This window comes from Streptomyces antibioticus (assembly GCF_002019855.1).
Lineage (GTDB): Bacteria > Actinomycetota > Actinomycetes > Streptomycetales > Streptomycetaceae > Streptomyces > Streptomyces antibioticus_B.
Map to the genome: position 1 here is coordinate 3671957 of NZ_CM007717.1, position 13452 is coordinate 3685408.

A 13452-nucleotide genomic window follows, 5' to 3' on the forward strand; every position below is an offset into this window, starting at 1 on the left:
GACCCCTCTTCTCGGGGGGTTAACCCCACCCTCCGCCGGAGGGGTTGGCCGCCCCCCAGCGGCCTGATGCCAGGTTATGGACGGGGGCGGGCCGTTCTCCTCCTCCGGCGGTACGAACCCTCCCCGAGCCGTAGTACGGAGGAACCCCTAGGGGGCCTCCACCGACAGGTGGAGATCCTCTCGGGGTGTCTCCACCCCGCCGCTCCGTAAGGCTCCACCCTGCCGTCGCGTGAGGGTCAACCCTCCCCGGGGACGGGCCCCGGATGCGAAGCTGTCCCGCGGCAGATGGATGCAAGGGGCACGAGATTCGGGGCGGCCCTCGGGCTGTTCCAACTGCCGCTGATCGTCGGGGTGCAGTCGACGGTGGGCTGGTCGGAGCGCGGGACGGCGACCGCGTCGGTGCTGTTCTGCCGGCAGACCGGGCAGACCGTCGGCGCCGCCGTGTTCGGCGCGGTGGCCAACGGGGTGCTGGCGGCCCGGCTGGGCGGCGCGGGCGACCTGGACTCCGTCACGCGCGCGCTGGACGCGGGGGCGGCGGAGGCGGGGACGGCGCACGAGGCGATCCGGCACGCCGTCGCGAGCGCCGTGCACGCCGTGTATCTGGGCGCTGCGGGCGCCGCCGCACTGGCGTTCGTCGTTCTGCTGTGCGTGGCCCCGCGGCGGTTCCCGGTGCTGCGGGAACCGGGCGACTGACGGGCCGGCAGCACCCGAAACGGGACCGTCGGCGCGGGCGACACCGCAGGTCAGGTCCATTTGTGAAGACTCCGCACGTACCGACCGACCAGTTTGGTGAAAAGCCTTCGCTATCCGGCTACTGCCAAGTAACGTGCGTCACCTCACACCCCCCAGCCTCCCTGCCGTCCAGCGCCATGGACCCGAGCCTGCAAGGAGTACGGGATGTCCCACGACCCGTATCCGCACGACCTGACCTACCCCTGGCAGCCGCCGCCCCCGCCTGCGCCCGCCCCGCGCCGGACGGACCACCGCACCCCCCTCGGGCACCACAGCGACCTGCGGATCCTGCGCGGCGCCTACCGCCGCCAGCGGCGCGTGGCCACGCTCACCGCGCTCGGCTACTTCGTGCTGTTCCTGGTGCTGTCCGCGTTCGCGCCGTCCCTGATGACGGCCACCGTCGGCACCGGCCTGCCCACCGGGCTCCTCCTCGCCCTGCTCCAACTGCCCGTCACCTGGCTGGCGATCGCCCTCTACGAGCGCACCGCCCGCCGCCATGTCGACCCGCTCGCGGACCGTATCCGCCGGCAGTCGGAGATCGACGTACGCCGAGGAGCGACCCGATGAGCACCACCCCGCTCCCCCGACTCGCCGCCTCCGTCACGGAGTTCAGCGGCGACGCGCAGACCATGTCCCTCGTCGCCTTCACCGCCGTCGCCACCATCACCCTCCTGCTGTGCGTGATGACCGGCCCGGACCGCGACGACCTCGACGAGTTCTACACCGGCTACCGCTCCCTGTCCCCGCTGCGCAACGGCCTGGCCATCGCCGGTGACTACATCTCGGCGGCCACCGTCCTCGGCACCACCGGCGTGATCGCCCTGTGCGGCTACGACGGCGTGGTCCTCGCCCTGAGCACCGCCCTGTCGCTGATGCTGCTGATGTTCCTGCTGGCCGAACCGCTGCGCAACGCGGGCCGGTTCACCATGGGCGACGCACTGGCCCGCCGGATGCCCGGCCGCGCCGTCCGCATCACCGCCTGCGCCGTCACCCTCGCCGCGCTGCTGCCGATGATGCTGGTGCAGCTCGCCGGCACCGGCCAGCTCCTCGCCTTCATGCTGGGCTTCTCCGGGGACGCGGTGAAGACCGCCTGCATCGTCTGCATGGGCGCCCTGATGATCAGCTACGCGGCGATCGGCGGCATGAAGGGCACCGCCCTCATCCAGATCCTGAAGATCGTGATGCTGCTCGGCTCGGGGGCCGTCGTCGCGCTGCTGCTGCTCAGCCGCTTCGACTGGAACCCGGGCGCCCTCTTCGACGCGGCGGCCCGCGGCAGCGGTGTCGGGGACGCCTTCCTGCGCTCCGGGCTGGAGTTCGCCGGCGGACCCTACCCGCGCCTCGACATGATCACCGGTCAGCTCGCGGTCGTGCTGGGCGGCGCCTGTCTGCCGCACATCACCATGCGCATGTACACCGCCACCGACGCCCGCCAGGTACGCCGTTCACTGTCCTGGGCGGTCTCGGGCGTGGCGCTGTTCGTGCTGGTCATCACCGTCGTCGGGTTCGGCGCCACGGCCCTGGTCGGCCGCGCGGTGATCGCCCAGGCGGACCCGCAGGGCAACACCGCCTATCTGCTGGGATCGCGGGCCGCGTTCGGCGCCGACGTCTCCACCGCGGAGACCCTGCTGTTCACGGCCGTCACCACGGCGATCTTCCTGACCGTGCTCGCCTCGGTCGCCGGCATGATCCTGGCCTGCGCCAACTCCCTGGCCCACGACGTGTTCGCCGGCATGGTCCGGGACACCTCGGCGCGCCGCGAGATGCTGCTGGCCCGGCTCTCCGCGCTCGCCGTCGGCATCCCCACCATCCTGCTCGCCACCCAGGTGCAGCACCGCAGCCTCCAGCCGCTGATCACCCTGGCCTTCTGCATCGGCGCCTCGGCCCTGGCCCCCGCCCTGGTCTACAGCCTCTTCTGGCGCCGCTACACCCGCACGGGCCTGCTGTGCACCCTGATCGGCGGCACCCTCGCCGTGCTGGTCCTGATGCCGGGCACCAACCTGGTCTCCGGCTCCCCGGCAGCCGCCTTCCCCGAGGCCGACTTCAACTGGTTCCCGTTCACCACCACCGGTGTCGTCACCGTGCCGCTCGGCTTCGCCCTCGGCTGGCTGGGCACCCTCGCCTCCGGCCGCGCCGAGTCCGAACAACAGCGGCGCCGCTACGAGTCGGTGGAGGGCTGGATCCTGGCGGGGGCGGCGGTGCGCAAGGGGGACTCGTCCTCGTCCGGGAGGGCGTGACAGGACCGGACCGTCGGCCGCTCCGGCGCGCGGCGCGGAAGGGGGGCCGTCGGCCCCTCCGCCGTGCGGCACGCGAGAGGGCCGACGGTCACTCGACGGTGTTCCCGGTGAGCACTCTCAGACTGTCGCGCATCTGGTCCATGTGCGCCTGCACCTCGTCCCAGCGCTCCCCGTGCTCGCGCAGCACCCGCTCGGTGTCCCGGGCGACACGCTCCTCCTGGAGCCGGGCCTCGGCGAGGATCTCCGCGGCCCGCTTCTGGGCCTCCTCGTGCCGCCGCCGGTTGGAGTCCTCCATCTCGGCGAGTTCCCGCTCCGCCTCGGCCAGCGACTCCTGCGCCCGGGCCATCGCCTTGGCGTGCTGCGCCTCCATGGCGGCGATCCGCTCCTCGGTCTCCCGCTCCAGCGCCGCCGTCTTCTCGGCGTGGTCCCGCTTGGGGTCGACCAGCATGCCCGCCGTGCTGTTGCGGACCTTGCGCAGCCCGGACAGCTCCTCCTGACGGAACTCCTTCAGCTTGTTGCGCGCGTCGACCCGGATCCCGTGCGCCTCGGCGCGGGCGGCGAGCAGCCGGCGGCGGGCGTTCTCCCTGGCGTCCTCGCGGAGCATCTCGGCCTGCTTCTGCGCCGACCTGCGCACCACCTCGGCACGCTCCTCGGCCTGCGCGACCTGTGCCTCGGCATCGGCGCGGGCGTTCGCGACGACGGCCGCCGCCTCCTCCTCCACCAGCCGGAACAGATCGCGGGCCCGCTCGCCGAGGGCGTCGTACTCCTGCGGACCGAGCCGGGTGAGGGCCGAGCGCAGCCGCTCGACCTCGCCGACCATGTCCTTGGCGAGCACCGTGAGCCGGGCGACCCGCTCCCACGCGGCGTCGCGTTCGGCGGAGAGCGCGGCGGTGTAGACATCGACCTCTCTGGGCCGGTAGCCACGCCCGCGAACGGTCACGAACCCCGGCACTGCAACCCGTGCGCTGCTCATGTGCAGCCCCTCTCACCAGACGAACGCGAAATAGGATTTCGCGCATATCTTGATGTATCGGGCTTAAGTGTTCATAACGCGACACTCCGCGCGCAGGTTATGGGCGGCACGGGACATGAGAAGGGCCTGGCCCGGTCGTCCGACCGGGCCAGGCCCCTCACACGGCACCACTCGTCTAGAGCAGTCCGTCCCACATCTGTTCGAGCAGCACCGACCACCAACTGTCCGGCGAACCCAGCGCCGCCGGGTCCAGCGAGACCAACTGCGCCTGGAAGTCGACGGTCCAGCGGCCCGCCTGCTCCTGGTTCAGCCCGTACCGCAGCCGCCACATCCGCCCGAGCAGCGCGAGGCAGCGCGCGAACTCCGGCAGCCCGGTGTTCACGAACTGCGGCGGTACGGACGCCCCGCCCGGCCCCGCCTCCACGGGCACCGCGACGATGTTCGCCGTCCCGTACTGCACACAGATCGCCTTGCCGAAGTCACTGCCCATGACGAGGTACGAGCCCGCGTCCGGGGCCGGCTGCACACCCCGCTCGGCCGCCAGCTCCGCCAGCGTCGGCACCGGCCGCCCCGGCTGGGCCTGCGCCCAGAAGAACGGCCCCATGTCCAGCGGCAGTCCGGCCGCCACCAGCGTGTGCGCCACCACCGGCGGCACCCCCTGCCGGGACACCGCGGCCTGCTCGAACCGGAACACGCCCGGCCCGAACGCCGCCGCCAGCTCCTGCGCGATCGCCTCCGGCGGGATGGGCGGCGCCGGCTGCACCGCGGGCAGCGGCGCCCGCACCGGCGCGGGCCGCGCGGGACCGTCCGCCACCTGGTGCAACTCGCCCTGGTGAACCAGCAGTTGCTGCATGCCCTGCTGCCGGCTCGCGTGGTCCGTGCCGTACGGCGCGATGCTCGTGATGCGCGCCTGCGGCCACTGCTCCCGGATCATCCGCGCGCAGTACGCGCCCGGCAGCTCGCACGACTCCAGCTCGGTGTGCAGCTCCAGCACCTGGTCCGGCGGCACGTTCATGGCGCGCAGCTCGTGGAAGATCTGCCACTCCGGGTGCGGGGTGCCCGGCGCCGAACGCCGGATCAACTGCTGCTCCGACCCGTCCTGCGCCCGGTAGCGCAGCACGGCCTGGTAGCCGGGGCCGACCGTCGGCAGGCCCTGCGCCTGCGGATACCCGTACGCCGGCGGCTGTCCCGGACCGGGAGCGGGAGCCGGCGGAGGCGGCATCGCACCGGGCGGCATCCCAGGCACACCGGGAGCACCAGGCGCACCAGGCGCACCGGGAACGCCCGGGGCGTGCGCGGCGGGCGGCGGAGGGGCGCCCGGGCCGCCCACGGGGGGCGCCATGACCGTACGGGCGTGGTGTACGGCGCCCTGCGCGCCCCCCGCGGAGCCGGGAGCGCCGGGCGGAGTCTGGGGTGCGCCGGGCGCACCGGAGCCCGCGGGGGCGCTCGGCGGCTGCGGCGCGCCCGGGCCCATCTGGCCGGGGTCGGCGAACATCGTGGCGGCATGGTGCATCCCGCCGGGAGGCGTACCCGGCCCACCCGGGGCACCGGGCGCGCCGGGCGCACCCGGCACCTGCGGTGTGCCGTCCGGTTCGAGGGCGGAGACGAGCTGCGTCGGCACATACCCGCCCGCCGGGGCACCCGGCGTACCGGGCGGAGGCGGCGGCGTGGCGCCCGGCCGCGCCCCCGGAGCCCCGGGCACACCCGGCGGAGGCGGCGGCGTCGACCCGCCACCGCGCGCACGGCGCGGCGGCGGCGCGGCCTTGCTGGTCGCCGCGTCGGCGATGTCACCGGCGTGCGGCGGAAGCGGCCGCGCGGGCGTGGCCGGGCCCGCCGGACCGGCCGGGGGCTGCGGCTGCGACTGCGGCGCACCGGCACCGAAGGAACCGCCGGGAACACCCGGAGGCGGCGTCCCCGGAACACCGGCCCCCTGCGAGGAGCCGTACGACGGCGGAGGCGGCGGAGGCGTGGGCGCACCCCCGGGCCCGCCCGGAGCACCGGGGCCGCCCGCCGCGCCCGGTCCGCCGAGCGCATGTCCCACCGCCGTCGGCGGCAACTGGCTGCCGCCCGACATCAGCGCGGTCTTGGCGTCCGGCGCCGTCGAGGGCGGCGGCAGTTCGTCGTCCGAACCGCTCAGCGGCGGCGCGAAGACGGTCGCGGGCAGCGGTACGGAACGGTCGTCCCCCGCGTCGGCGTTGGTGTCGGTCCCGGTCCAGGGCGTCGCCCCGGGCGGCACGGCGGCGGCCGGAGCCGCGGGCGCGGCGGGGGGCGGCCCGGAGGGCACCCCGGCCTGCGTCTCCGCGAGCCCGCTCCCCGGCACCGGCACCCCGGCCTGCGTCTGCGGCAGCGCGGGATCGGGCGACACCGGCCCACCGGCCCCACCAGACCCGGCAGGCGCGGCAGGCCCACCGGCCCCACCAGACCCACCAGGCCCGACAGGAGCGGCGGGAGCAGCCGAAGCCGCCCCGGCCGACGGGGCCGACCCGCCCCGCTCCCCGATCCCCATCCGGTCCGCCGCCTCCTGCAACCACTCCGGCGGCGTCAGCAGGAACGACGTCTGGTTCAGATCCACCCGGGCCGGCGGCGCCGGCACCGCGTCCGCGGGCTCCTGCGCACGCCCGTACTCCTCCTCGTAGCGGCGGATCACCTCACCCACCGGCAGCGCCGGCCACAGCGTGGCCTCCCCGCTGTCCCGGGCGATCACCAGCCGCTGCGCGCCCCCGTCCGAGCGCGGACCGTCGGCGCGGTCCTCCGCCCACACCACGAACCCCAGCTCGAACTCCCGCACCCGCACCTCACGGTGCTGGTACGCGGGCACGTCCCCGTTGATCCAGTCCTCGGCGCGCTCCTGCGCCTGCGCGAACGTCACCATCGTCGGCTCACTCCCCCGCGGCCACGGACGCCACGGGCACCGCACGCGCGAACCCGCCGTCCACCATCAGATTCGCCACCGTCTCCAGCTCCGGCGGATTGCCCGCGAGCCGCGACAGGAACGCGTCGAAGTCCTCACCGCACGGCAGCAGCAACCGCTCCACCCGCTCGGCCGGCGGCACCCCGGGATCCGCGTCGCGCACATCGTCGTAGGCGCAGAACCACACAGAACCGATCCGCTCGCCCTTCACCTTCACGGCCAGCAGACCGCCCTGGACGAAACCGACGCCCAGGTAGTCCTTCGTCAGATGGTCCCGCAGGCACTTGTTCACATAGACCAGGTCGTTGACCGCGGCCTCGTCGCGCACCGTGAAGAACGGCTGGTCGACTAGGAGCCCCAGCTCGGCGTCGAGCGCCGCGCCCACCGGGGCACAGCCGCCCGCCGCCCGCAGGAACGACCGGTACGCCCCCGGCAGCCGGTACCCGAGGTCCTCCTCGACCCCCTGCACCTGCTGCTCCGACACCGCCGCACCCGACTTCGGCAGCCCGAAGTGCGCCGGACGCGTCTCCTGCAACGGGCGCGTGCCGCGCTTCGACTGGTCCACCACCGACGTCGAAAGACCGCCGTGGTGGCGCAGCAGCGCCTTCACCTCGACCGGCACGAGTTCGAGCCGCCGCGAGTCCACCACGTGGTGCCACGTCCAGCCGTGCGGCGTCGCCACGTTCGGCACCGTGTCCCACAGCTCGTGCCCCGAGGCCGCCATCGCCGCGTTCGCCGACACGTAGTCCGTCAGCCGCAGCTCGTCGACCCCGAAGCCCTCCGGCGGCTCCGCGATCTCCGCGGCAGCCCTGGCGTACGCCGAGAAGTCCGGGTAGCCGCGCTCGTCCACCCGCACCCCTCTCGGGTGCCGCGCCGCCCGGACCGGATCCGGGAAATGCACGACCTGCCCGGCATAGGCCGCGTTCGGCGGCGCGGCTTGTTGCCCGAGCCGACTCGTCGTCATGGCGGTTGCCCCCTGCGGCACTCTGTACGGCCCGCAGCGGCCGGTTCCGCTTCCGGTCCCGAACCACCACGCCCCGTATGCGACTGTCTCCAACGGTTGCCAACGCGCGTCGACCGCGCGCCTCACAGTGGCGACAGCCTATGCGGTACGACGACACGGGTCACCGGGCCTCCGCTTCCGTGACCAGCCGTCACCCCGCCGTGACAGCCCGCCCAGGCCCTGGCGTGTCGCGGCGCCCCAGCTTCCGCAGCCGCCACGCCATTTGGCACTCTGTGACGTCCGGGGGGATGCTCGGGAGGGGATGACGATCATGAACGCAACGCAAACGGGACCGCACCAGGCCAGGTCGGGAGATGTGCGCCACACCGGCGCCGCCGGCGACTCCACCGGCGACCCCCGCGTCGGCTGGTCCGCCACCGACGCCCCCCACACGCCCACGCTCCGTCACCGCCGCGACGGCATACTCCCCACCGTCGCCGCCGCCCTCTCCGTCCACGGCGCCACCCTCACCGGCACCGCCGCCCGCGGCGACCAGCCCCCGCCGCTGCACCCCCTCGTCCAGGACTTCCTCGACACCCTCACCAGCGCCCAGCGCGACCGCTTCACCGGCCGCTGCGCCGAGGCCCTCCTCATCTCCCGGCACCTCGCCGCCGCCGACGCCGCCCGCAGCAGACGCTCCGCCCGCAAACCCATGACCAACGGCGAAGCCCGCAAGACGCTCCGAGCGGCCAAGCTCACCACCCGCCACATCCGCGAGGACGGCGACCCGCTGCACGGCAGCTTCGCCCCGCCCTGCCGCGCCTGTACGGCCCTCAGCGCCCACTTCGGCGTCCGCGTCGTCGATCCGGAAGCGACCGGCTGACCCCACGGCGGCCCACCCAGCACACCCGCACCCGCACCGGCACCGGCACGACGAACGAAGGCAGATGCACCCCGACCAGCGCACCTCAACCACCCGCTTCCCCGTCCCCATCGACGCCGCCCTGCGCACCGCGGGCTGGCAGCCCGGACGCTGGGACATCAAGCAGGCCGAGATCTGGGCCGACACCCTGCGCGACCACACCTCGCCCGCCGGCCACCGGCACGCCGTCTTCCCCGCCGCCGTCGAGGCGTGGGCCGAATTCGGCGGCCTCACCATCACCCCCGGCGCCGGCGGCCGCCAGATCGCCCCCGCCACCCTCCACCTCGACCCCCTGCACGGCCTCCACATGGCCCGCACCCTCGCCGACCTCGGCCGCGCCCTCGACACCGACGTGGCGCCGCTCGGCACCGAGACCGACACCGGGGCCGTCCTCGCCATCGACGACGAGGGGCGCGTCTACGCCCTCGACCACACCGGCGACTGGTACCTCGGCCCGGACATCGACCACGCCCTGGCCGCGCTCCTCACCGGCACCGAACCGGTACGCCTCACCGTCGACTAACCGGACACGTCACCCCGCCGCCGAGGGAATCACCGCCGACACCCGGAAACCCCCCGCGTCCGTCGGCCCCGACACGAACACCCCGCCGAGCCCGACCACCCGCTCCTTCATCCCCACCAGGCCGTTGCCGCCCGACGGCAGCCCCGCCGAGGACCCCGAACCCCCCTCCGGCGGCGGCTCGTTCTCCACCTGCATCGCGATCTCCGCCACCCGGTGCGCCAGCCGCACATACGTCTTCGCGCCCGCCGCGTGCTTGTGCACGTTCGTCAACGCCTCCTGCACCACCCGGTACGCCGTCTGCTCGATCTCCGGCGCGTACGCCCGCACCTCCCCCACCACCGACAGATCCACGACCATCCCCGCGGCCGCCGACTGCCCCACCAGCTCCTCAAGCTCCTCCAGAGACGGCCCCTCCGCCTCCTCCACCGCCCGCGACGCCGCGGCCGCCGCGGCCACCCCCACCGCCGCCAACGGCACCCCCGCCCGCTCCCGCGGACCACCGCTGCGCAGCACCCCGAGCATCTCCCGCAGCTCCGTCAGCGCCTGACGCCCCATGTCCCCCACCAACGCGGCGTTGCGCACCGCCTTCTCCGGGTCCTTGCGCGCCACCGCCTGCAACGCCGCCGCGTGCACCACCATCAGGCTCACCCGGTGCGCCACGACGTCGTGCATCTCCCGCGCGATCCGCGTCCGCTCCTCGTTGCGCGCCCACTCGGCCCGTTCCTCCGCGCGCTCCGCCAGCAACTGCAACTCGCGCTCCAGGCTGTCCGCCCGCTCCCGCAGACTCTCCATCAGCCGCCGCCGCGCCCCCACATACAGCCCCAGCAGCACCGGCGGCGCCGTCAGCCCCAGCGAGGTGGCCAGCGCGGCGAACGGGATGAACCAGTCCCCGACCGTCTGATGCCCCTGGTCCATGCCCTGCCGCACCTGCACGAACGTCACGATCAGCGTCCCCACGAGCTGCATCCCGGCCAGCGACGCGATGATCCGGCGCGGCAGCTCCGACGCCGCCAGGGTGTACAGCCCGACGATCCCCATCAGGAACCCCATCTGGGCCGGCGTGATGGCGATCGCCACCAGCACCACCGCGATCGGCCACTGCCGCCGCACCACCAGCACCGACCCCGCGAGCAGCCCGAACACCACGCCCACGGCCACCGGCACCCCCGCGTCCCGCGCGAACGGCACCCCCTCCACCGCACACTCCACGGCCGACAGCAGCGCCAGCCCGCAGTCGAACACCGCACTACGCCGCCTGCTCCACCACAGCGGCCCTCCCCGGGCCCCCGCGAGCTCTTCCCCCGTCGTGGTCATGCCTCCAGCCTACGGGCGCACACCCCGCCTTTTCCGACGAGTTTCACCGCCCGGTCCGCACCACACCGCTACGGCTCCGGGGCCAGGCTCCGGTATGGTCTGAGGCGCTGTCCCCCGTGGTGTAACTGGCAGCACACTGGTTTTTGGTACCAGCAGGACAAGGTTCGAATCCTTGCGGGGGAGCAACTGCACATACGGCCGTGGTTCGGGCTCTGACAGCATCGTCGGGGCCCGCTCTCATGTCCGCCATGAAACGCCCCGGTATCCTTCGGATGTCCCACCTCACTCCACAGCCGAAGGGCAACTTCGTGAGCGCCATTCGCCCGGCAGCCGTCGTCGTACTCGCAGCGGGTGAGGGCACCCGTATGAAGTCGGCCACTCCCAAGGTTCTGCACGAGATCTGCGGTCGCAGTCTCGTGGGTCATGTGCTGGCCGCCGCCCGCGAGTTGGAGCCCGAGCACCTGGTCGTGGTGGTCGGGCACGCGCGGGAGCTGGTCGCCGGGCATCTCGGTGAGATCGACAGCGAGGTGCGCACCGCGGTGCAGGCCGAGCAGAACGGCACCGGGCACGCCGTCCGGATGGGGCTGGAGGAGCTGGGGGGCGGGGTCGACGGCACCGTCGTCGTGGTCTGCGGCGACACTCCGCTGCTGACCGGCGCCACGCTCGCCGCGCTCGCCGCCACGCACGAGGCCGACGGCAACGCGGTCACCGTGCTGACCGCCGAGGTGCCGGACGCGACCGGGTACGGCCGGATCGTGCGTGACGAGGCGACGGGCGCCGTCACCGCGATCGTCGAGCACAAGGACGCCACCGAGGCGCAGCGGGCGATCCGGGAGATCAACTCCGGGGTGTTCGCGTTCGACGGCGCGCTGCTGGCCGACGCCTTGAAGAAGGTCCGTACGGACAACAGCCAGGGCGAGGAGTATCTGACGGACGTCCTCGGCATTCTGCGCGAGGCCGGTCACCGGGTCGGCGCCTCGGTGGCCGGTGACCACCGGGAGATCGCCGGGATCAACAACCGGGTGCAGTTGAGCGAGGCGCGGCGGATCCTGAACGACCGGCTGCTGACGGCGGCCATGCTGTCGGGTGTGACGGTCGTGGACCCGGCGTCGACGTGGGTGGACGTGACGGTGACGTTCGGGCAGGACGCGATCGTGCAGCCGGGCACGCAGTTGCTCGGTGCCACGCAGGTCGGCGAGGGCGCGGAGGTCGGCCCGAACAGCCGGCTGAAGGACACCGTCGTCGGCGCGGGCGCGCGCGTGGACAACACGGTGTCGGACACGGCGCACATCGGCGCGCACGCGACCGTCGGGCCGTTCGCCTATCTGCGTCCGGGGACCCGCCTGGGTGCCAAGGGCAAGATCGGCACGTATGTGGAGACGAAGAACGCCTCGATCGGCGAGGGCACGAAGATCCCGCACCTGTCGTACGTCGGTGACGCGACGATCGGTGACCAGACCAACATCGGCGCGGCGAGCGTGTTCGTGAACTACGACGGTCAGGACAAGCACCACACCACGGTGGGGTCGCACTGCCGTACGGGTTCGGACAACATGTTTGTGGCTCCTGTCACCATCGGGGACGGCGCGTACACCGCGGCCGGCTCCGTGATCACGAAGGACGTGCCGCCCGGTTCGCTGGCCGTGGCCCGTGGCCAGCAGCGGAATATCGAGGGTTGGGTGGCGCGCAAGCGTCCGGGGAGCGCGGCGGCGAAGGCGGCCGAGGCGGCTTCCCGGCCGGGCGATGCCGAGGACTGACCGGAAACAGGCGCGCCGGACACGGCGTACCGTGATAAGTGCACACCCCCCACCGGCCGAGACGGCCCGTCGCGTCCAGCGGCGGAGTCGCTCGACACCCCCGTTGAGACACCTCTGAGGAGACAGTGCTGTGACCGGGATCAAGACGACCGGCGAGAAGAAGATGATGTTCTTCTCCGGCCGCGCCCACCCCGAGCTTGCCGAGGAGGTCGCCCACGAACTGGGTGTCGGGGTCGTCCCGACGAAGGCCTTCGATTTCGCCAACGGCGAGATCTATGTGCGCTACCAGGAGTCGGCGCGTGGTGCGGACTGCTTCCTGATCCAGAGCCACACGGCTCCGATCAACAAGTGGATCATGGAGCAGCTCATCATGATCGACGCGCTGAAGCGCGCGTCGGCGCGGTCGATCACGGTGATCGTGCCGTTCTACGGCTATGCGCGGCAGGACAAGAAGCACCGCGGCCGTGAGCCGATCTCGGCGCGGCTGATCGCGGACCTGATGAAGACGGCGGGTGCGGACCGGATCCTGACGGTGGATCTGCACACGGACCAGATCCAGGGCTTCTTCGACGGCCCGGTGGACCACCTCTTCGCGCTGCCGCTGCTGGCGGACTACGTCGGCCAGAAGGTCGACAAGGAGAAGCTGACGGTGGTGTCGCCGGACGCCGGCCGGGTGCGGGTGGCGGACCGCTGGTGCGACCGTCTCGGCGCGCCGCTGGCGATCGTGCACAAGCGGCGCGACAAGGACGTGGCGAACCAGGTGACGGTCCACGAGGTCGTCGGTGAGGTCAAGGGCCGGGTGTGCGTCCTGGTCGACGACATGATCGACACCGGTGGCACGATCTGCGCGGCCGCGGACGCCCTGTTCGCGCACGGCGCGGAGGACGTGATCGTGACGGCGACGCACGGTGTGCTGTCGGGTCCGGCGGCGGACCGTCTGAAGAACTCGAAGGTGAGCGAGTTCGTGTTCACCAACACGCTGCCGACGCCGGGCGAGCTGGAGGTCGACAAGATCACGGTGCTGTCGATCGCGCCGACGATCGCGAACGCGGTGCGTGAGGTCTTCGAGGACGGTTCGGTGACCAGCCTGTTCGACGAGCAGTAGGACCTGCTCGGGCCTCGCTAAAGGTCAATTTTTCCGCG

At 73.1% G+C, this 13452-nt stretch carries 10 protein-coding genes, 1 tRNA gene and 1 pseudogene; 8 read left to right on the forward strand and 4 right to left on the reverse strand.

All coding sequences use genetic code 11. The annotated features are described in order from the left end of the window. Nucleotides 1-309 precede the first annotated feature (309 nt). The 3 genes and pseudogenes from AFM16_RS16285 to AFM16_RS16295 form a co-directional block, all read left to right on the forward strand. A pseudogene (locus AFM16_RS16285) lies at nucleotides 310-793 on the forward strand (hypothetical protein); the annotation flags it as partial. 104 nt (nucleotides 794-897) lie between these two features. Next, on the forward strand, nucleotides 898-1299 hold the full coding sequence (locus AFM16_RS16290; RefSeq protein WP_030792606.1) for a DUF485 domain-containing protein: 402 nt from the start codon (nucleotides 898-900) through the stop codon (nucleotides 1297-1299). Next, nucleotides 1296-2966 carry a sodium/solute symporter gene (locus AFM16_RS16295; protein WP_078633734.1) on the forward strand — a complete coding sequence of 557 codons (1671 nt, stop codon included), beginning with the start codon at nucleotides 1296-1298 and terminating at the stop codon, nucleotides 2964-2966. Before AFM16_RS16290 ends, AFM16_RS16295 begins: the two co-directional genes overlap by 4 nt. Before the next feature lie 88 nt (nucleotides 2967-3054). Here the strand turns inward: AFM16_RS16295 and AFM16_RS16300 are convergent, their stop codons facing one another. The 3 genes from AFM16_RS16300 to AFM16_RS16310 all read right to left on the reverse strand — a co-directional run bounded on the left by AFM16_RS16300 (nucleotide 3055) and on the right by AFM16_RS16310 (nucleotide 7814). Further along, complete coding sequence (locus AFM16_RS16300) at nucleotides 3055-3939, reverse strand: coiled-coil domain-containing protein (protein ID WP_030792602.1); 885 nt, start codon at nucleotides 3937-3939, stop codon at nucleotides 3055-3057. A gap of 175 nt (nucleotides 3940-4114) precedes the next feature. Further along, complete coding sequence (locus AFM16_RS16305; protein WP_078633735.1) at nucleotides 4115-6811, reverse strand: SUKH-4 family immunity protein; 2697 nt, start codon at nucleotides 6809-6811, stop codon at nucleotides 4115-4117. Nucleotides 6812-6818: 7 nt separating this feature from the next. Beyond that, nucleotides 6819-7814 carry an SMI1/KNR4 family protein gene (locus tag AFM16_RS16310; protein ID WP_030792597.1) on the reverse strand — a complete coding sequence of 332 codons (996 nt, stop codon included), beginning with the start codon at nucleotides 7812-7814 and terminating at the stop codon, nucleotides 6819-6821. Between the two features lie 301 nt (nucleotides 7815-8115). Here AFM16_RS16310 and AFM16_RS16315 point away from each other — a divergent pair, with 301 nt between their 5' ends. Both AFM16_RS16315 and AFM16_RS16320 read left to right on the forward strand, forming a co-directional pair. Further along, nucleotides 8116-8676, forward strand: coding sequence for a YwqJ-related putative deaminase (locus AFM16_RS16315; RefSeq protein WP_030792593.1), 561 nt, complete (start codon nucleotides 8116-8118; stop codon nucleotides 8674-8676). A 64-nt stretch (nucleotides 8677-8740) separates the two neighbouring features. Then, a complete protein-coding gene (locus AFM16_RS16320) occupies nucleotides 8741-9238 on the forward strand; it encodes an SUKH-3 domain-containing protein (protein WP_078633736.1) in 498 nt (165 codons plus the stop codon). Nucleotides 9239-9247: 9 nt separating this feature from the next. On the opposite strand, the gene AFM16_RS16325 is transcribed toward AFM16_RS16320, so the two are convergent. Next, the gene (locus tag AFM16_RS16325; protein ID WP_030792588.1) at nucleotides 9248-10552 is read right to left on the reverse strand and encodes a sensor histidine kinase; all 1305 of its coding nucleotides are present in this window, start codon (nucleotides 10550-10552) and stop codon (nucleotides 9248-9250) included. 110 nt (nucleotides 10553-10662) lie between these two features. Between AFM16_RS16325 and AFM16_RS16330 the strand changes: the two genes are divergently transcribed. From AFM16_RS16330 to AFM16_RS16340, 3 genes are all read left to right on the forward strand, one after another. Continuing rightward, a tRNA-Gln gene (locus tag AFM16_RS16330) sits at nucleotides 10663-10735 on the forward strand. A 125-nt stretch (nucleotides 10736-10860) separates the two neighbouring features. Beyond that, nucleotides 10861-12309 (forward strand): bifunctional UDP-N-acetylglucosamine diphosphorylase/glucosamine-1-phosphate N-acetyltransferase GlmU, encoded by a 1449-nt coding sequence (glmU, locus tag AFM16_RS16335; protein ID WP_078636974.1) that lies wholly within the window; start codon nucleotides 10861-10863, stop codon nucleotides 12307-12309. Between the two features lie 130 nt (nucleotides 12310-12439). Then, nucleotides 12440-13414: a ribose-phosphate diphosphokinase gene (locus AFM16_RS16340; RefSeq protein WP_030792582.1), complete on the forward strand. Its 975-nt coding sequence runs from the start codon at nucleotides 12440-12442 to the stop codon at nucleotides 13412-13414. The last annotated feature ends 38 nt before the right edge of the window (nucleotides 13415-13452 follow it).